Source organism: Streptomyces sp. CA-251387, assembly GCF_050936625.1.
Lineage (GTDB): Bacteria > Actinomycetota > Actinomycetes > Streptomycetales > Streptomycetaceae > Streptomyces.
In genome coordinates this window covers 9,115,188-9,132,513 of the sequence record NZ_JBNJMJ010000001.1, presented here as the reverse complement: position 1 = coordinate 9,132,513, position 17,326 = coordinate 9,115,188, and the positions used below count along the sequence as shown (strand labels likewise).

Here is a 17,326-nt window from a genome sequence, read left to right as displayed (position 1 = left end):
TGATGAACCCCAGGCTGGTGTCGACCGAGAGAGAAGTGTTCGTGGGTATCGCTGTGAGGCTGTCCGGACGCTCCGGTGGGGAGTGGTCCGCGGTCTTCAAAGGATGACGGACCATGTGCGGCGAGCAGGATCCCGAGAGCCCCTCCGACATCGTCGGACGGCAGCTGGTCGAAGCCGTGGAGAGCCTGGTGGCGCTCTGGTTCTCGGCCGTCGAAGAGGTCCGTCCGCGGCTGCCGCCGCGTCAGATACGCGCCTTACGGGCCGTGCGCGGTCGGCCCTCGTTGAACGTCACGGCCCTGGCCGAGCATCTGCGCATCGGGCTTCCCGCCGCCAGCCGGCTGTGCGACCGGCTGGAAGCCGCCGGGCTGCTGCGGCGGTGCCCGCAGCCCGACGACCGGCGCGAGGTGCGCCTGGAGATCACTGCTCAGGGGCGGAGGTTCCTGACGGACGTCACCGAGCGGCTGTCCCTGCGTCTGAGCACCGCCTTCGACGGCGTTCCTCCCCCGCAGCGCGCACGGCTCGAACAGGTGCTGCGCGCCTTTCACGAGGGCGGACCGTCCACCGACCCGGAGCCCGGTGCGGACGCCGGGGCGGAAGGCTGAAAGGCCGGCTCAGGACTGCGGCGTCCGCTGCCGGGCCGCGCTCGTGGGCACGTGCGACAGCAACAGGCATACGTCGTCCTCGTGTTCGGAGTCGTGCAGCAGCGGGTGCAGGAGCCGGTCGGCCGACGCTTCCAGATCCGCGTCGAGTTCGGCCGGGCTGAAGCTGCCCAGCGCCTCGGCGAGGCGCCGGATACCGGGGTCGATCCCCTGGGAGCGGCGCTCCACCAGACCGTCGGTGTACAGCGCCAGCGTGGATCCGGGCGGGAGCGGCACGGTGTGATCCCGGATCTCCTGTTTCAGCGGGATGCCCAGCATGGCACCGGGCTTGGCGTCGAGGGTGCGCACCTGACCGTCGGGCGTGCGCAGCACCGGGGGCGGATGACCGGCGGCGGCCCAGGTGAGCGTGGGATCGTCCGGGTGGAAGCGTGCGATGACGGCGGTGGCGTACAGGTCGAGGCGCAGGCGGTGCAAATACTGGTGCAGCCGCGTCAGGAGTTGGCCGGGGCTGCTGCCGTCGACGGCGTAGGCGCGCAGCGCGGTGCGCAGCTGGCTCATCATCACCGCGGCGTGCAGGCCGTGCCCGGTGACGTCTCCGATGACGGTGATCAGGCTGCCGTCGGGCTGGCGGAAGGCGTCGTACCAGTCCCCGCCGATGTTCAGGCCGCGGGTGGCCGGGAGGTAGCGCGCGGCCAGGCTCAGGCCGGGTGTGGTGGGCAGTTCGGTGAGCAGGGCGCGTTGCAGTGTCTCGGCGATGTCCCGGTTGTGTTCGAAGCGTCTGGCGTTCTCCAGGGCGATGCTGGCCCGTCGGGTCAGCTCGATGAGCATGACGGCGTCGTCCGCGTCCCAGCGCTCGTCGGGCGGCGACAGCGTGAGGACGCCCTGGGGTGCCCGGCGGGTGAGCAGGGGGATGCACAGCAGCGGCCGGCCGGGGTCGAGGGCTGAGGGCGGCTGGTCGTCGACGCCGGGCAGATGGCCGGGATGGTCGGCGGCGTACTGCGGGCGGCCGCGGCGGGCCGCGAGGACGGCGGCGGCCGGATGCGGGCTGCCGCGTTGCGCGTCGTCCGTGCCGTCGAACAGCCAGACGTCGACGGTGCGCGCGTACCGCGGCACCAGCAGCGTGGGCAGCAGCCGCACGATGGCCTCGTGGTTGAGGGAGGCCGTGAGGGCGGCGCTGGCATCGGCCAGGAACGTCAGCCGGCCGCGGGCGTTCTCGGCCTCCTTGCGCGCCTTCTGCTCGGCGTCGAAGAGCTCGCGCTGGGCGCGGCCGGCGGCGTCCAGGTCGGCGTGCAGCGCCAGCACGCCCTGGTTGGTCTGGTGGAGTTCCTCGCGGTGGAAGGCGACCAGCGCCTCCTGCTCGTCGAGCCGCTCCAGCAGCAGTGCCGTGTCTTCGTCGGCACCGAACAGGGCCTCGGCCAGCGTGGCCGGGTCGTCGGTCACATGTCCGGCATCGGAGAGGTCCGCGTCCTCGGCGCTGGGGGCAGACGCATGCCACGGGGGCCGCCGGTCCTCCGGCCGTCGCTTGGCCGCGGCCACCTCGACGCGGAAGTCGCCCCCGCCGGGTGACACGGCCAGTTCCACGCCGACCCGCCAGTCACCTCCCTTGGTGAGGCACTGCCGTAGCTGGGCGCTCAGCGCGGCCACCAGGCGGGTGCGCTCCACGGGGGTGACTCCGCACGCGGCGGCCAGCCGCGCGACGGCGATACGGGCCTGCGCGGCCTCGGTGATCGTGCGGACGTGCCAGGTGCGGGTCATGAGGGGCGGTCCGGGGGAAGGGGCTCAGCACGACGACGGCGGTGTCGTCGCGTACCGGCCGGGCGGCGCTGCTGGCGTCCCGCACGATCGCGGCGGCGATCACGGCGGGGTCGAGGGAGGACGCGGCCTGAGCGGCCGGGCCGGGACTCCAGCGGCTCGGCAGGCCGTCACTGTGCAGGACCAGAAGGGAGTCGTCGGTCCAGGTCGCCTGGTGCTGCGGCAGGCGCGCCGGGAGGTGTGCGCCGACGATGCCCGGACGGGAGACCAGCCCGTGCCAGCCGTCGCCGCTGCGCAGCCGGGCCCCTGCGTTGCCGACCCCGGCGAAGTACAGCTGCCCGGTGGCGACGTCGAGTTGGGCCACGGCCACGGCCGCGCCCCTGGTGCCGCGCAGGGCACCGTCCAGCCGGCGCAGCAGGTCCGCCGGTGGCAGGTGGGACGCGCGCCGCGCCTCTTCCACCGCGGCGGAGGAGGCGCGGGCCGCCTGAGGGCCGTGGCCGAGGCCGTCGGCCAGCATCAGCGTCACGCGGTCGCCGGTGCGGACGCACGCCCAGGCGTCGCCGGAGAACTCCGCGCCCGCGAAGGGGGTGTTGACCCCGCCGGCCCGCACCGGGAGCGGGGTCGGGTGCGGGCCGCCGCTGTAGCGGTTCGGGCGGGGGGCGACCCTGGCCATGACGACCGTGCCCTGCCCGGGTGTGCTGTGCAGTCCGAAGTCGTCGGCAGTGCGCAGGCAGGTGCCGAGGCCGGCGCCGAGGGAGGCGGTCGTCGAGTAGCCGTCGCGCAGCGCGGCGACCGTGTCGGGGATGCCTGGCCCGTGGTCGACGGCCATGATCTGCAGCATGGAGATCCTCTCGTCGCCGTAGGCCGGAACGGGTGGACCGACGAGGTCGAGGAGTATCTGCCCGCCACCGGCGTGCTTCAGCAGATTGGTGGCGAGTTCGGTGGCCACGAGTTCGGCGGCGGAAAGGCGGTCCTCGGCCAGCCCGGCATGGCGGGCCGCGGCCCCGGCCGCCATGCGTACCTCGCGTACCCGGGTCGAGTCGTGCACCGGCACCTCCCAGACGCGCGGCATCAGGGCGCCTCGCGCGGACGGGGCGGCCGGGAGATCCACGACGTCACCGTCACCGTGGTGCCCATGCCACGGCGGCTGTCGATGGAGAACTCATGGACCAGGCGCCGGGCACCGCCCAGGCCCATCCCGAGGCCCTCACCGGAGGTGTAGCCGTCGGACAGGGCCTGGTCCAGGTCCGCGATTCCGGGGCCCCGGTCGCTGAAGACGAGACGCAGTCCCTGCGTCCCGCCGTTGGTCACCGGCGTGCACTCCATCTGGCCCCCACCGCCGTGCACGAGGGCGTTGCGCGCCAGTTCACTGGCGGCGGTGACGAGTTTGGTCTGTTCCACCAGGCCGAACCCGAGTTGGGCGGTCATCTGCCGCACATGCTGCCGCACCCGCACCAGGTCGAGGTCCGAGTGGATCGGCAGGCAGGCGGAGACACTGCCGGGGCTGTGGGTCACGGGTTCTCCCGGCGTGCGCGCCCGTCGCGGGGCAGGGCCGTCACCTCGGCACCGAGCAGGCGCAGGGCCTCCTCGGTGCTCAGAGCGGTGCGCAGTCCCGGCAGCGTCAGGCCGAGTTCCACCAGCGTGATGGCCACGGCCGGGCGCATCCCCGCCACCACGGTCTGGGCGGCCAGCAGCCGGGTCATGGCCGCGACGTCGCTGAGCACACGGCCCATGAACGAGTCGACGATCTCGACCCCGGACAGGTCGATGACCACACCGGTGATCGCACTGTCGGAGACGGTCTCGCCGATGTCCTGCTGGAGCCGTTCGGCCGTGCTGTCGTACAGGTCGCCCTGGAGGGTGACCAGAAGGACCCCGCCGAGCCTCAGTACCGGCACATGTCCTTCGTGAGGGAAGGTGGCGGCGCCGGTCACCGAGGCTCCGCGGGCGAGGCGGGGTTCGCCACGATGTGGGCGCCCTGCTGCTGCAGTGCGTAGGCCAGGGCGTCGGCGAGACTGGCGCGGGTGAGCACCGAGCTGAGGTCGATGCCGAGGTGGACGATGGTCTGCGCGATGGCCGGCCGGATCCCGGACACTATGCACTCCGCTCCCATCAGTCGCGCCGCCGCCACGGTCTTCATCAGATGCTGCGCCACCAGGGAGTCGACCGTCGGCACTCCGGTGATGTCCAGGATCGCGATACGTGCGCGCTGTTCGACGACGGCGTCCAGGAGCGTCTCCATCACCACCTGGCTGCGGGCGCTGTCGAGCGTGCCGATCAGCGGTACGGCGACGATGCCTTCCCACAGTTTGATGACGGGGGTGGCGATCTCGAGCAGCTCGAGCCGCTGGCGGTTGATGAGTTCCTGCCCGGCGATCGTCGTCGTCTCCAGCATGACCAGGCGCAGTGTGCCCATCAGCACGGTCAGCGCCGTCGTGCACTCGCGCAGATGCTCGGCGGGTACGTCGGAGAGGTCGTCGAGCAGGAGGTCGGTGACGGACGGTCGCAGTGCGTCCATCTCGGCCGAGATCTGCGCGAGGGTGGCCCCGGCGCGCGCCCGGGAGTGCGCCGTACGCGACAGCTGCTCGCGGACGACCGCGAACCCGTCCGCCTCCGCGTCCTCCACGCGCCCGGAGGCGGCCACCGCGGCCAACGCCTCCACCACGGCCCGGCCGGCTTCCACCGCCTCGTCCCGGGAGACGGTGAACACGGTGCGGAACAGCGTCGCGTCGGCCCAGCGTTGGGCGATCTGCTCCCGGCGCCGCCGCAGGAAGGCCTCGACCTCCTCCACCGGGTTGGACTGCTCTTCTGCCGTTTGCTGCTCCGGCACGTGCTTCCCTCCTCCTACGTGGTGCGTCGCCCCGACCATACGGGGAGCGCTGGACGGTGCGGTCAAGGCGCCTGGCGGGACCCGAACCAGTCGAGACAGGCGATGAGCGCGTCGTCACCGGCCACGGGTGTGCCGCGGTGACCGGACAGTTCTCTCAGCACGGCGCCGGGGACGTCGGCCGCGGGCAGCAGGCTCGTGGAGACGATGGCGCGGGCCAGTGCGCGCTCCCCGTACCGCTCGCCGCCGGGCGCGGCGACGGCGTACACCCCGTCGCTGGCGAAGACGAGCCGGTCGCCGGGCTCGATGGCGAACTCCTGGGCGACATAGTTCGTTTCCTCGAACATGCCCAGCGGGAGCTGCGCCTCCAGGTCGACGGCGGTGACGGTACGGCCGCGCAGCCGCAGCATCTGCGGGGAGCCGGCGTCGACGACCTGCAGCCGCCCCGTGCGCAGGTCGAGGTCGAGCAGGAGCACGGACAGGTAGGCGTCGCCGCGGTACTGGGCGTGGATGGCCTGGTCGGCGAGTGCCGCCTGGTCCGCGATGGGCAGTCCCGCACGCCGTGCGTTGCGCAGCGCGTTGATGCCCAGGGTGGTCAGGAGGGAGGCCTCGATGCCCTCGCCCATGCCGTTGGTGATGTAGAGCATCAGGCGGTCGGCGGTCGCGGACCAGTCGAAGTTGTCGCCGAAGATCGCGTAGGCGGGCTCCAGCTGGGCACCGAGCGCGTACTCGGGGCGGGTGCAGGAGCGGCCCGGCAGCAGTTGCCACTGCATCTCCGCCGCCAGGGTGAGCCGGTCGGCGCGGCGGGCCCTCAGGTACAGATCGGTGTCCCGGTCCGCGACGATCACCTCGTGCCCCAGCACCTGTGCCACCTCGGCCAGTTCGTGCAGGCACTCCTCGGCCTGGCCGGCGGAGGGCATCGTGACGGCCAGGACGCCGAGCCGGTCGCCGCGCACGCTCACCGGCAGGTACAGGCAGACCTGGTCGTCGGTCAGCTTGTCGACGAACGGCTCCTGGGAGCCGAAGGCCCGCGCGGCAGGACTGCCGTGCGTCGGCATGGGCTCCGACGGGCCCGGAGCCGGGTGGACGGGCCGGAGCGTGGCGAGGCCGTAGTCGGCCAGGAAGAGTTGGACGCTGTTCGCCGCGTAGTCGTTGCACAGGACTTCGCGGACCGCGTCCACGAGTTGGTGCGGAGCCGCGGAGCGAAGCGCCCGCTCGGCTGCCACGAATCTGTTCACGATGTCGGTTACGCCATTCTCGTCACGGTGACGGTGCTGGCCCCACGCTGTCGCGGGCGCCGTCTGTCGGTCCTTCTTGTCCGTATCTAGCGCTCTGCACGTATTGCCCGAACCGGTGGGCTGACAGTGCCCGTGAAGCCTGGAAGAGTGGGGGCGTGACTTCCTCCTACTCGCATCCGCGATCGGACGAGGTGGCGCGTGTGACCTCCGAGGCCGCAGAGTTGCTGGAGGTCCTGTGGGGCCGTGCCTCGACCGCGCCGGTGTCCGCCTCCCAGATCCGTGTGTTGTTCATCCTGGAGCACAGCGACGGCATCAACCTGCGCATGCTCGCCGAGGCCCTCGGCTCCACGCCGCCGTCGACCAGCCGCCTGTGCGACCGCCTGCAGGCGGTGGGTTTCGTGGAGCGAGGGCCCAGCGCCTTCAGCCGGCGTGAACTGCGTCTGCGCCTGAGCCGTCGCGGACGGACCTTTCTGGTGGAGCTGCGTGCTCGGCGCGAGGCCGCTCTGCAGTCCGTGCTGGAACAGATGCCCATCTCGAAGCGCACCGCGCTGCTGGAAGGACTGGAGGCGTTCTGCGCCGCGGCATCCACGGAGATACACGAGGGCGACGAGGCCTCCGATGCCAGGAGCGCCTGAATCCGGCACGTTGCACACACCTCCCGCACTTGACTCGCTCACTCTGTTGCCTCATGGCCATAGTTGTCAAACGGCAACTGTTGGAGCTGCGGGTGCGGCACGCGATCGATCAACTGGTGCTCCGCAAAGCGGTCTTCACTCGTCCGTCGAAGCCGAAGACTCGGGGTCCGCCGACCGCGAGTCCGCGACGGCGAGCGCCTCCTCGACACTTTCCACGATCGGGACGGTGATGCTGACACCGGTGAGATCGAGTATCCGCCGCACCGCGGGCGTCGGGGAGATGACGTACACGCCTCCCGGGATCTCCCGTACCTCCTGATAGGCCCGCAGGACGATGTTCATGCCGGAGGAGTCCATGAAGGGAACACCGGCGATGTCGAGCAGGAAATGACGTCGGTTGTGGTGGAGCTGGTTGGCGAGATGATGCTGCAACTCGGTGGCCGTATCCATGTCCAGGTCGCCCTCGACCGTGAGCAGCACGGCGTCTTCCCGGGGCAGCTCCACCTTGATCGACAAGGGATTCTGGGCAACGGACACAAGTACCTCCCACAGGCGTTGGCGATCGGAACGGGTGCCCCGACGGACGGATTTCATGCATCGCGGCGCGAGGACGCCCTCTGACCAGCCCTTTGCCCGGCCCGGTCACCGGCGGTTTCGGGCATGACGCTCCTGTCCTCCACGCGCTGTTGGTCGACCCGTCGATGCGTTCGCCCGTCTACCCCCGAATCTCCCCCGCACACAGGGACGTGCCAGGGAAGCGGTACTCCGTCACGCTTCTGGCTGCTTTTGCGTGCCTGGGCGCACCGGGCGGTTTGGGGGCTCGTCGACTGGTCACGCATGCAGAAAGGAGGCATCACGTGATGTGCAGGAGGAAAGGGACATGGGGCCTGCCCGGGGTTCTTCACGGACCTACGGCGGGTCCCGCGTTCCTCGCCTTCTATCAGGGAGCGAAAGGATGAGTGAGACATACCGCACCGGCGCCACCAGGAGCCCGGCGGGCGCGGCCTGTGTGCGCCGCGGGCCGCGAAGTCCCGCCGAGGCACGCAAAGTCGTGCGGCGGGTGCTGTCCGAACAGTCGCGTGCCAGGGGCACCGCGTGCACGGCGGACACGCTCTCGGACGCGTTGCTGGTGGCGTCCGAGCTGACGACCAACGCGATGTTGCACGGGGGCGGTGTCACCGGCTTCGACGTGGAGGTCGTCGGCCAGAACCTGCATCTGTCCGTCAGCGACCGGGAGCGGCGTCGGCCGGTCGCCCTGGACCCGGTCGACCGTCACGGACGACACCGCTGCGGGGGCCGCGGCTGGCCGATCGTGTGCCTGCTGTCCCGCACCGTGCTGGTCTCGGATCTTCCGGCCGGCGGCAAGCGCGTCACCGCGGTGATCCCCCTGTCGGCGTCGGCGGAGCGGCAACCGGCCGACAGACCCTGACGCTGCCCCGGACCCGGATCGCCCTGACCCGGACCAGGGCCGGTGGGCCGACCGCGCCGACGGCTTCGGCCACTCGGCCGGCCCACCCCACGCACGCCGCTCAAGGCCCGGCACCGTTCACCTGAACCAGCCGGCTCCGCTCGGGCCACCTCCGGTCAGGTCGGGTCAGGCCACGTCGGGCTCCAGCAGGCCGGCGCGCAGCCGCTTGAGGATGCGGCTGATGAGCCGTGAGACATGCATCTGAGAGACACCGATCCGGCCGGCGATCTGCGCCTGGGTGAGCTCCTCGACGAAACGCAGATGGAGGATCCGGCGCTCACGCTCGTCCAGTTCGGCGATCAGGGGTGCCAACGAGTGGAAGTCCTCGACGAGTTCCAGCGACGGATCCTCCTCACCGAGCAGATCGGCAAGGACGGACTCGCCGTTGTCGGCGTCGGCCGTGACGGCCGCGTCGAGGGAGGCGGACTGGTAGCCGTTGGAGGCCTTGCGGGCCTCGATCACCTCTTCCTCCGACAGGGACATCAGCTGCGACAGCTCGCGGGTAGTCGGCGTACGGCCCAGGCGGGAGCTGAGTTCCTCCGTCGCCTTGGCCAGCTCCGCACGTGCCTCCTGCAGCCGGCGCGGCACATGGACCGCCCAGCTCGTGTCGCGGAAGAAACGCTTGATCTCGCCGACGACGTACGGGACGGCGAACGTCGTGAACTCGACCTCCCGGGACACCTCGAAGCGGTCGATGGCCTTGATCAGCCCGATCGTCCCGACCTGGACGACATCCTCCAGCGAGTCCCCCCGGGTACGGAAACGCGAGGCCGCGTACCGCACGAGCGACAGGTTCATCTCGATCAGCGTGTTGCGCACGTACTGGTATTCGCGCGTGCCCTCTTCCAGCATGACCAGTCGGTCGAAGAACTGACGCGACAACTCGCGTGCGTCTTGGGGCTTCACCCTCGTCGGATCCTCGATCAGCGGCAGTGCCGTCGCCTCCGTCGTGACCGTCTCTGCCGTGGCCGTTGCCTGCGCCACCGTCACGGCTGCCATGCCGTCCTCCCGATCGCCGCTACCAGTTGTTGTCCCCCGTCTGCCCTGGCTCGCGCGACTCACTCCCGTTCTCGCACCGCGAACACGCCATCGCGGTGAGGATTGGCGTGAAGTCGCCGCTCGGCGCGGCCGGTCGCGACACATCGACCGTGGACGTCCCGGGCGACGGCGGACCTTCTGGCGCGCCCCGCGCATCCGCGGGTTGTTTGCGCGGGGAGTCGCGGGGCATGCGGGATTTCGTGCTTCGGACCAGAGGCGCACAGGTGCGAGAAGTGCGACCGATCCGGGGCCGATCGGGCCCCCCTGCACCGAGTCCACGGAAAATCCCTGAGATCGCTGTTCAGGAGCTGTTCCCGCATGCTGGTTGAGACGTCCGCACATGGTTCCGACATCACTGCCCGTCCCCGCGTGTCCGCCGGACGCGTCCACGACGACGCCCCCGACACCGCGGCCGACTTCGCCCGCCTCGCCGCTCTGCCCGAAGGGCCCGAGCGAGACGCGGTACGCGACGAACTGACCAAGGCGTGGCTGCCCATGGCCCACCGCATCGCCGGCCGCTTCCGCAACCGCGGTGAGTCGCTGGAGGATCTCCGCCAGGTCGCGGCACTCGGCCTGGTCAAGGCGATAGACCGGTACGAGCCCGGACGAGGCGCCTTCGAAAGCTACGCCGTACCCACCATCACCGGGGAGATCAAGCGGCATTTCCGCGACCGGATGTGGGCCCTCAGGGTGCCCCGTCGCGTCCAGGAGCTGCGCAACAAGGTACGGATCGCCCGCCGCGACCTCGCCGCGAGCAACGGCGGGGCCACTCCCTCGGTCGCCGAGATCGCCACCCACGCCGGGCTCACCGAGGAGGAGGTCAACGCGGGGCTGGAGGCCCTGGAGAGCTTCAGCACCCTGTCTCTCGACGCCGAGATGTCCCCGGGCGACGACGGCTTCAGCCTCGCCGACACGATCGGCGCCTGCGACGAGGCCTACGACGTCGTCATCGACCGGGAGGCGGCGAAGGAGGGACTGCGGCGCCTGCCCGAGCGCGAGCGCGCCATCTTGTACATGCGCTTCTTCGAGGACATGACGCAGAGCCGCATCGCCGATCGCCTGGGCATCTCCCAGATGCATGTCTCCCGCCTCATCAGCCGGTGCTGCGCGCAGATACGGGACGAGGCACTCGACCAGCGGCCGTGCCCGGAAAGCTGATCACTTCACCCAGGAGCCGACACACATGCTGATACCCCACCCGGCGATCCTGCGCAGACTCGTCGAGGAGTACGAGACCCTCATGGCCCACGAGGACGACGGTACGGACGGCACGCGGCGGCGCGAACTGCGCGCCCAGGACCTGGCCTACACACTCTGCGTGTCCACCGGAACGCGCGAGGTGGGACGGGCCCTGGAAACGGCCCGCCGCCTGCTCGCCGCCGCGTACGACCCCGCGGCACCGGTGCAGCCCCGCCCGGCCGTCGCGGGCTTCGACGAACCCCCGGCGGAGGAGCCGGCGATCGCCGGCTGACGGCGCGAGCACACAAGCAAGGACAGGACGACGAAGCACGAAAGAAGGAGGGAAGCGATGTGAGCACCGACAGAATGTGGTCGTATCGCCCCGGGAGCGGTCACCAGGAGGGGCAGACACTGGCGGGGTTCACGGTCGGGGCGACCGACGGGGTCATCGGCCGCGTGGACCGCCAGGCCGACGACACTCCCCTGCAGCACCTGGTCGTCGACACGGGAGCATACGTGTTCGGCAGGAGCCTGCTGATACCGGCGGGCATGGTCACCGGCATCGACCCGGAGACAAGGACGATCACCGTGGGGTGCACCCGCGAAGAGGCCAAGGCAGCGCCCCGCTTCAGGACGGACCGTGAGACTCTCGATCCCCAGTACCTGTCCGCCGTCGGCGCCTATTACGCGACTTTGCCCCATGCTTCGGGTACGAACGGGTAGCGGAGCCTATGAACGGAGCTCCATGAACACGGACGGACGACGAGAAGCGGAGACGGCGACGTGCGAGGAATGGTGTAAGTGACGGGAGCCGCAGCCCTTTTGATGCGCGCCTGCGATGCTCATGCGGTGATGAGCATCCCGCAGGCGGCGAACGAGCAACCGTGAAGCCGGCGGAACGCGGTCCGGCCGGGGACAGCGCGACGGCGCGCACCCGATCGGTACCCATCACCAGCGCGTCGACGGCGCGAAGTTATGTGCGGTCCGTCGTGTCGGAGCAGTGGACTGCCCCGTCCGGGCCGGCGAGTGAGAGAGCCGTCACGGATCTCCTGCTGGTCGTGTCGGAACTGGTCACCAACGCCATCCGGCACGGCCGCGGCCTCGCGGGCTTCGAGGTGGCCGTTCTGCCGGAGGGGGTGAGGCTGAGCGTGCACGACTACAGCGACACCGTCCCGTCCGCCGCCTACGGGCCCGGCACCCTGCCCCATGCACACGAAGGCAGCGGATACGGATGGCCCCTGATCATCCGGCTGTCCCGGGAGATCCACATCGAGCGCCGCCGGGAGGGCGGCAAGACGGTCAGCGTGCTGGTGCCGCTGAGCTGAGTGTCCGCCCGCCGGGCGGGCACCTCACCAGGGCAGGAACGCGTGTACGTCCTTGCCGTCCTCCCGCACCACCACGCTGACCTGGTCGCACAGCGTGTGGATCAGATACCAGCCGATACCGCCGCCACTGCCCGTGCCGGGATGGAAGGGGCGCGGCGCAGGCGGCGTGGTACTCGTGTCACTCAGCGTCACATGCACACTGTCGCTCGCCCTGCGCATGGTCAGCCCGAACGGCCCCGGCGCGTACTGGATCGCGTTGGCAGCGAGCTCGGTGACGACCAGCACGATGTCGTCCCGGTACTCCGGCATCGTCGGCGGTGAGGACCGCGCGAGCGTGCTGAGGAAATTCTCCGCACTCAGGCGGGCTCTCGTCACATCACCAAATCCCCCGTCAAACTCGGCCTCCCAGTCCTGTATGTCTTCGGACGACGGCTTGCCGCCCCCGCGCGATTCGGTCTCCATCACACCTTCTCCGGCCCGTCGGCCGTGGTGACTTGTTTCGTACCACTTCCACCGCTGCTGGTTCCCAGACAGCGCACGGCTACGCGTCCGGAATGGTAGGAGCCGACGGGACATCACGGAAGAGAGCGACCTCAGCGCCTGCTGTGCCGGCCGGCGACCGGCGCCGTCCGGAGCCGGTGCCGACGGCGGGGAGCTGCGCAGTTCAGGCACCTGACAGGGGCTACGAAAGTCGCCATTCATGAGGCCGGGTTCGTTCGGGCAGGTTGGTCCGTCCCTGAGCGTCGAAGAGCTGTCAGGCACGAGTGGCTGCGCCTTCCGAGCCGCCAGTTAGCCGCCGGGCGCGAGCGCCGCCACCGACGCCGCACGCCCGAACCCCGTGGCGGCCAGGATTCCCTTGGGGCACAGCGCCGACTGCTGGTGACACACCCGTCGATGATCCCCACGGCGTGGCCGCTGTGGATGGCCGTGCCGAACGGGTCTCCGCGCCGCACCGGCGGTCACACCCGTATGCCCGGCGCAGCCAGCTGGGGGCTCGGAGAGCGGCAGCGTCGGCCCGACGAACTCGTGATCCCGGCAACCCGCCAGATGTTGCAGCGTAAGGGGCACCCCACCCCCGTCCGCCCGCGATGGCGGCGCGCCGTCGGCGAATCGACCAGCAAAAAGCCACTGGACGAAACGCTCAGTAAGCATGGCAGGTCTTGGCAAGGCCCGGTGCGGCCCGATCCGAAGGTCGACACTCTCCGCCAGCGCCCTCACCAGCGAGCGACTGCGCTGGAAAGCCTCAGTGAGGCATGCTCGTGGACGCGGAGAACCACTCTCAGACGAGCTCCTCCGCCTCTCGGCAGACGGGGCACGTCAGCTGGCGGGCGGGTCGGTCGTGCATCACCTTGCCCGGATTCGCGGGCTCGCGAAGCATCTTCTCCTGGGACTGCACGTGGTCAGCGCAGACACCGGCTCCGCATACGCGGCAGACAGCCACCGCGGCCACCGTTTGCCCCTGCTGGATGCATTCGTAGCAGTTCATGACCGGGCCTTTCGGTCAGGGGCCCTGCGGGTTTTGCTCACATCCCGTTTCCTGCGCTAGGCGGGTGCCCCGCTGCCGGGCATCCAAAACGGTGTCGTACGGCTGAGGCGTAAGGCTGCGTGTCGGGGTAACACAAAGTGAGCGGCAGGCAGCAATGAGCTGCCGCCGACAGGCGAACCGGTCGGTTTCCTTGTCGGCGATGACGTAGGTACCGGGCTTGCCTGCAATAGCGCTGATGCCGCTCGTGTCGAAGTACTGCTCAACGACCCTACGGGGCCGTGGGCCGCCGAGGTGGGCACGGACCTGTGAATCGGTCTGGAGCTCGATGAGGCCGTCTATATCGGCGTCGTGCGCTTTTCGCAGCCTAAGACGATCAGTGGTGATCTCAGTAGCGGACAGCGTGGCTAATGGGTTCATGAGATCCAGTGTCCCGGCTCATTGGATCGAGCCACCAGTCCCGGGGCTGCGGCCAGCGCACCGTCATGGATGCGCGGTGGGGGCAGTACTGGTAGCCGGGCGATCAGGTCCAGGGCGAAGACCAGGAAGGAGTAGCAGGTCCGGGCCCGTGGAGTCCGGCGTCATCGCAGCAGCATGCGAAGGCCCGACCCGCACAGCAGCGGGATTTACGGGCAAACCGCTGAGCCGATCACCGGCCGCTCACCGCTGACGAGTCGAGGCCAACTCAGAACAGGCTCTAGCTCATCCAGGCGGCTCCCAACTCCCTGCGTATTTCCGCGGCCTCATCGCGGGCCCGGGCGGCGGCCGTGGCATTCCCGGCCAGGGCATGGGCCTTGGCCAGGGTGTCGAGACCGGTGGCCAGCCAGGTCCGGGAGCCGATCTTCCGCCACAGGCCGGCGGCGGCTGCAGCGCGTCGACGGGCCTGTGTCGCGCGGCCAACGGCGAGTTGTGCCTCCGCGAGCGCGTAGAGCGCCGCCGCCTCACCCCACAGGTTGCCGAACTCGCGGTAGGTCCACAGGGCACGGGCCAGTAGTCGGCGCCCTTGTCTCTGTGCGCCCTGCCTTACGAGTACGTCGCCGAGCCAGCACAGGGCGTGGGCGGCGGTCAGCCGGTCGCCGAGGTTCTCGCTGATCGAGGCGGCCTGTGTGAAGCAGTCCGCGGCGGCCGGGTAGGCGCCGTGGGCGCGATGGCTCTGTCCCAGGCAGCGCAGGGCCTGTGCTTCGCCGGGGCGGTACCCGGCCTCCCGGCTCGCTCGCAGGCACTGCGAGAAGCGCTCCATGGCTGCCTCGACGCGCCCCTGCTCCAGCTCTATGACGCCGATGCCATTGGTGGCGTAGACAAGGCAGTTGACGTTTCCCGCCCTGCGGGCCAGCTCCGCCGCCCGCTCGAAATGGCGTGTGGCGGAGGCGTATTGGCCGAGCAGCCGGTGCACGTACGCCAATCCGGCCGTGGCGCTGGCCAGATAAGCCGGGTCTTCTCCGTCGGCGAGCTTCAGTGCTTGCTGGAAGTGGTCCAGCGCCTCCGGATACCGGTCGAGGATGGTGGTGAGTTCGCCCAGGCATCGGTGGAGTTGCGTGGCGCTGCGCTGGTGGCCGCCGCGCAGTGCGGCCTTGAGGGCCCGGCCCTGGAGCCGTTCCCAGTCGTCGAAGTGGCTTCCGATCTGGAAGAGCGTGGTGAGCGCGGTGGCGAGCGCGGCCGCCGACGTGGTCTCCTCTCTGTCGAGTGCCTGGTCCGCCACGGCGATGAGGGACTGGCGCTCGGCGCTGAACCAGGCCTGTGGATCGGTGAGGAGTTGGGCGGTGTCCGCCGGAGAGGGCCGCCAGGACGCCAGGTCGGCCTGAGAGATGCCCTGGAAGTCGACGCTGAGGCTGTCCGCGGCCAGGTCGGCCAGGTAGAGGCTCGCCCCCAGCAGCCGGGACAGCGCGGCGGCACGGTCCTGCGGGGGTACCTCCCGCTCCGCTCTCTCGCGGCCCAGCAGTCGCACCAGGTCGTGCAGCCGGTAACGCGTACCGGTCGGCCCCGTCGCGCCGGCCTCCACGAGGTGAACCTCCACGAGGTCGTCGAGCACGGCTTCGGCTCGGTTCAGGTCCAGGTCCAGGAGTGCGGCCAGCGCCCAGGCGGCGAAGTCCGGTGTGGGCAGCAGGGCGAGCATGCGCAGGGCGTGCCGGTTCGTGGGGGTCATTCCCTGGTAGGTCAGTTCCAGGCTTGCCCGTACGGCTATGTGGCCGACGGCGAGTTCGTCCAGCTTGCGGTGCTCGTCCGCCAGCGCGCGGGCGACTTTGACCAGCGGCCAGTGCGGTCGCGCGGCCAGCCGTGCACCGGCGACCCACACGGCCAGGGGAAGGCCCTGGCAGGTCGCCACGATGGCCCGGGCCGCGTCGGACTCGGCGCGGGTTCGATCGACGCCGATCATCTCCCGCAGCAGGGCGAGTCCCGTCTCGGAGTCCAGGACTCCCAGGGGGAGCCGGTGGCCGCTCAGGTCCGGCAGGGTGGTGCGGCTGGTGACGATGGCGGCGCAGCGGGCTCCGCTGGGCATGAGGTCGTTCACCTGCTGCGCATCGGCTGCGTTGTCCAGCACGACGAGTGTTTTGCGCTGGGCGAGCAGGGTGCGGTAGAGGTGCACCCGGCCGGTGAGGTCGGGTGGCACAGCACCGCCGCGTACGCCGAGCGCCCGTAGAAAGGCCCCCAGGATCGTGAACGGCTCGACCCGATCGTCGTCGAAGGCCCGCAGGTCGACATAGAGCTGGCCGTCGGCGAACCGGGAAGCCAGCGCATGGCCCGCGGATACGGCGAAGGCCGTTTTGCCCACCCCGGCCGGCCCGGTCACCAGCAGCGTCACCGGACCCGCCGTCATCCGGCCGAGCATCCGGCAGGCTCCGGCCAGCTCCTCGTCCCGGCCCACGAACAGCGCAGGCGCAGGCGGAAGCAGACGGGGCACGAGCTGTTGGCCGTTCGCCCCACCCCGATCACCTGGAGCGCTGCCACCGCTGTCGTCCTGCTGCAAGCGTGCAGGCTTGGAACGTGCGGGCTTGGAATGGGAGACAGTGCCTGGGGCGACGGCGAGGGCGGGGGCGGCGGTCAGGATCTGCTGGTGCAGCCGGCGCAGCTCTGGTCCGGGATCGGTGCCCAACTCCTCAGCCAGACGCCGGCGCAGGAGCTCGTAGCGGTGCAGGGCGTCGGAGGCCCTCCCGCTGCGGTACAGAGCCAGCATGAGCTGTCCGGCCGCTCGTTCGTCGAAGGGGTGCTCCTGGGTCAGGGAGGCGAGCCGGGGCAGCAGCATTCCGTGGAGGCCGAGGCGTAGCTGGACGTCGTTGAAGTCCAGCGTGGCGGCGAACCGCTCCCGGAGCAGCCCTTCGCGCAGTGTGTCGAACCACGGTGTGTCGCAAGCCGAGCAGGGCTCTCCCTGCCACAACTCCAACGCCTGCTCGAACAGTTCTGCGCCATATGCGGTGTCCTCCGCCGCGCGGGCCTGCCGCACCAGGGCGCGGAACCGGTGCAGGTCCACGGCGAGTTGATCGGCCTGCACCGCGTAGCCCCCTGAGCTCCTGCTGATGGAGGCGACTTCGCCTGCCGGTTCCAGGGCCTTCCGCAGATGACAGACGTACCCGTACAGCGTGTTTCTGACCTGCTGCGGCGTGGACTCTCCCCAGACCCGGTCGATGAGCCCGGCGGTCGACACCGTGCGGGGAGTATCAACCAGCAACGCCGCCAGGACGGAGCGCTGTTTGGGAGGTCCCAACTCCACTGGTCTGCCGTCAAGGTGCACGGCCGTGTCACCGAGTACGCGGAACTCCACTGCCACCACACCGCTCCCCCCTTGG

At 70.3% G+C, this 17,326-nt stretch carries 19 protein-coding genes; 7 read left to right on the top strand and 12 right to left on the bottom strand.

All coding sequences use genetic code 11. The annotated features are described in order from the left end of the window. Window positions 1–113 precede the first annotated feature (113 nt). Window positions 114–602, top strand: coding sequence for a MarR family winged helix-turn-helix transcriptional regulator (locus ACQEV2_RS40775; protein ID WP_433053760.1), 489 nt, complete (start codon window positions 114–116; stop codon window positions 600–602). Window positions 603–611: 9 nt separating this feature from the next. Here ACQEV2_RS40775 and ACQEV2_RS40770 read toward each other — a convergent pair whose 3' ends face one another. From ACQEV2_RS40770 to ACQEV2_RS40745, 6 genes are all read right to left on the bottom strand, one after another. After that, window positions 612–2,303 (bottom strand): PP2C family protein-serine/threonine phosphatase, encoded by a 1,692-nt coding sequence (locus ACQEV2_RS40770; RefSeq protein WP_433055184.1) that lies wholly within the window; start codon window positions 2,301–2,303, stop codon window positions 612–614. Beyond that, window positions 2,194–3,423, bottom strand: a complete 1,230-nt coding sequence (locus ACQEV2_RS40765; protein WP_433055181.1) for a SpoIIE family protein phosphatase — start codon at window positions 3,421–3,423, stop codon at window positions 2,194–2,196. The genes ACQEV2_RS40770 and ACQEV2_RS40765 overlap by 110 nt, the downstream gene beginning before the upstream one ends. Beyond that, a complete protein-coding gene (locus tag ACQEV2_RS40760; RefSeq protein WP_433053757.1) occupies window positions 3,423–3,866 on the bottom strand; it encodes an anti-sigma regulatory factor in 444 nt (147 codons plus the stop codon). The genes ACQEV2_RS40765 and ACQEV2_RS40760 overlap by 1 nt, the downstream gene beginning before the upstream one ends. Continuing rightward, window positions 3,863–4,285, bottom strand: a complete 423-nt coding sequence (locus tag ACQEV2_RS40755; protein ID WP_433053755.1) for an STAS domain-containing protein — start codon at window positions 4,283–4,285, stop codon at window positions 3,863–3,865. The genes ACQEV2_RS40760 and ACQEV2_RS40755 overlap by 4 nt, the downstream gene beginning before the upstream one ends. Then, window positions 4,282–5,181, bottom strand: coding sequence for an STAS domain-containing protein (locus ACQEV2_RS40750; protein WP_433053752.1), 900 nt, complete (start codon window positions 5,179–5,181; stop codon window positions 4,282–4,284). The genes ACQEV2_RS40755 and ACQEV2_RS40750 overlap by 4 nt, the downstream gene beginning before the upstream one ends. 62 nt (window positions 5,182–5,243) lie before the next feature. Then, window positions 5,244–6,416 carry a PP2C family protein-serine/threonine phosphatase gene (locus ACQEV2_RS40745; protein ID WP_433053749.1) on the bottom strand — a complete coding sequence of 391 codons (1,173 nt, stop codon included), beginning with the start codon at window positions 6,414–6,416 and terminating at the stop codon, window positions 5,244–5,246. A 200-nt stretch (window positions 6,417–6,616) separates the two neighbouring features. On the opposite strand from ACQEV2_RS40745, the gene ACQEV2_RS40740 reads away from it, so the two are divergent. Next, window positions 6,617–7,051, top strand: a complete 435-nt coding sequence (locus ACQEV2_RS40740; RefSeq protein ID WP_433053746.1) for a MarR family transcriptional regulator — start codon at window positions 6,617–6,619, stop codon at window positions 7,049–7,051. Window positions 7,052–7,186: 135 nt separating this feature from the next. Here ACQEV2_RS40740 and ACQEV2_RS40735 read toward each other — a convergent pair whose 3' ends face one another. Next, the gene (locus ACQEV2_RS40735; protein WP_433053743.1) at window positions 7,187–7,588 is read right to left on the bottom strand and encodes an STAS domain-containing protein; all 402 of its coding nucleotides are present in this window, start codon (window positions 7,586–7,588) and stop codon (window positions 7,187–7,189) included. A gap of 418 nt (window positions 7,589–8,006) precedes the next feature. Between ACQEV2_RS40735 and ACQEV2_RS40730 the strand changes: the two genes are divergently transcribed. Next, window positions 8,007–8,480: an ATP-binding protein gene (locus ACQEV2_RS40730; RefSeq protein WP_433053740.1), complete on the top strand. Its 474-nt coding sequence runs from the start codon at window positions 8,007–8,009 to the stop codon at window positions 8,478–8,480. 165 nt (window positions 8,481–8,645) lie between these two features. On the opposite strand, the gene ACQEV2_RS40725 is transcribed toward ACQEV2_RS40730, so the two are convergent. Then, window positions 8,646–9,518 carry an RNA polymerase sigma factor SigF gene (locus ACQEV2_RS40725; RefSeq protein WP_433053737.1) on the bottom strand — a complete coding sequence of 291 codons (873 nt, stop codon included), beginning with the start codon at window positions 9,516–9,518 and terminating at the stop codon, window positions 8,646–8,648. Window positions 9,519–9,875: 357 nt separating this feature from the next. On the opposite strand from ACQEV2_RS40725, the gene ACQEV2_RS40720 reads away from it, so the two are divergent. The 4 genes from ACQEV2_RS40720 to ACQEV2_RS40705 all read left to right on the top strand — a co-directional run bounded on the left by ACQEV2_RS40720 (window position 9,876) and on the right by ACQEV2_RS40705 (window position 12,061). After that, complete coding sequence (locus ACQEV2_RS40720; protein ID WP_433053734.1) at window positions 9,876–10,715, top strand: SigB/SigF/SigG family RNA polymerase sigma factor; 840 nt, start codon at window positions 9,876–9,878, stop codon at window positions 10,713–10,715. Window positions 10,716–10,740: 25 nt separating this feature from the next. Next, window positions 10,741–11,028 (top strand): DUF5133 domain-containing protein, encoded by a 288-nt coding sequence (locus ACQEV2_RS40715; RefSeq protein WP_433053731.1) that lies wholly within the window; start codon window positions 10,741–10,743, stop codon window positions 11,026–11,028. Window positions 11,029–11,087: 59 nt separating this feature from the next. Then, on the top strand, window positions 11,088–11,459 hold the full coding sequence (locus tag ACQEV2_RS40710; protein WP_433053729.1) for a PRC-barrel domain containing protein: 372 nt from the start codon (window positions 11,088–11,090) through the stop codon (window positions 11,457–11,459). A gap of 161 nt (window positions 11,460–11,620) precedes the next feature. Continuing rightward, complete coding sequence (locus tag ACQEV2_RS40705; protein ID WP_433053726.1) at window positions 11,621–12,061, top strand: ATP-binding protein; 441 nt, start codon at window positions 11,621–11,623, stop codon at window positions 12,059–12,061. 24 nt (window positions 12,062–12,085) lie between these two features. On the opposite strand, the gene ACQEV2_RS40700 is transcribed toward ACQEV2_RS40705, so the two are convergent. The 4 genes from ACQEV2_RS40700 to ACQEV2_RS40685 all read right to left on the bottom strand — a co-directional run bounded on the left by ACQEV2_RS40700 (window position 12,086) and on the right by ACQEV2_RS40685 (window position 17,307). Beyond that, the gene (locus ACQEV2_RS40700; protein WP_433053723.1) at window positions 12,086–12,523 is read right to left on the bottom strand and encodes an ATP-binding protein; all 438 of its coding nucleotides are present in this window, start codon (window positions 12,521–12,523) and stop codon (window positions 12,086–12,088) included. Between the two features lie 817 nt (window positions 12,524–13,340). Beyond that, on the bottom strand, window positions 13,341–13,547 hold the full coding sequence (locus tag ACQEV2_RS40695; protein ID WP_433053720.1) for a DUF2180 family protein: 207 nt from the start codon (window positions 13,545–13,547) through the stop codon (window positions 13,341–13,343). A gap of 15 nt (window positions 13,548–13,562) precedes the next feature. Then, complete coding sequence (locus ACQEV2_RS40690; RefSeq protein ID WP_433053717.1) at window positions 13,563–13,964, bottom strand: GNAT family N-acetyltransferase; 402 nt, start codon at window positions 13,962–13,964, stop codon at window positions 13,563–13,565. A gap of 277 nt (window positions 13,965–14,241) precedes the next feature. Further along, window positions 14,242–17,307 carry a BTAD domain-containing putative transcriptional regulator gene (locus ACQEV2_RS40685; protein WP_433053714.1) on the bottom strand — a complete coding sequence of 1,022 codons (3,066 nt, stop codon included), beginning with the start codon at window positions 17,305–17,307 and terminating at the stop codon, window positions 14,242–14,244. Between the last annotated feature and the right edge of the window lie 19 nt (window positions 17,308–17,326).

What these genes read in the sequence shown, in the direction of transcription:
- ACQEV2_RS40775 (WP_433053760.1), top strand. Translation starts at nt 114, where the DNA reads ATGTGCGGCGAGCAGGATCCCGAGAGCCCCTCCGACATCGTCGGACGG.
- ACQEV2_RS40765 (WP_433055181.1), bottom strand. Translation starts at nt 3,423, where the DNA reads ATGCCGCGCGTCTGGGAGGTGCCGGTGCACGACTCGACCCGGGTACGC.
- ACQEV2_RS40730 (WP_433053740.1), top strand. Translation starts at nt 8,007, where the DNA reads ATGAGTGAGACATACCGCACCGGCGCCACCAGGAGCCCGGCGGGCGCG.
- ACQEV2_RS40725 (WP_433053737.1), bottom strand. Translation starts at nt 9,518, where the DNA reads ATGGCAGCCGTGACGGTGGCGCAGGCAACGGCCACGGCAGAGACGGTC.
- ACQEV2_RS40720 (WP_433053734.1), top strand. Translation starts at nt 9,876, where the DNA reads ATGCTGGTTGAGACGTCCGCACATGGTTCCGACATCACTGCCCGTCCC.
- ACQEV2_RS40715 (WP_433053731.1), top strand. Translation starts at nt 10,741, where the DNA reads ATGCTGATACCCCACCCGGCGATCCTGCGCAGACTCGTCGAGGAGTAC.
- ACQEV2_RS40700 (WP_433053723.1), bottom strand. Translation starts at nt 12,523, where the DNA reads ATGGAGACCGAATCGCGCGGGGGCGGCAAGCCGTCGTCCGAAGACATA.
- ACQEV2_RS40695 (WP_433053720.1), bottom strand. Translation starts at nt 13,547, where the DNA reads ATGAACTGCTACGAATGCATCCAGCAGGGGCAAACGGTGGCCGCGGTG.
- ACQEV2_RS40690 (WP_433053717.1), bottom strand. Translation starts at nt 13,964, where the DNA reads ATGAACCCATTAGCCACGCTGTCCGCTACTGAGATCACCACTGATCGT.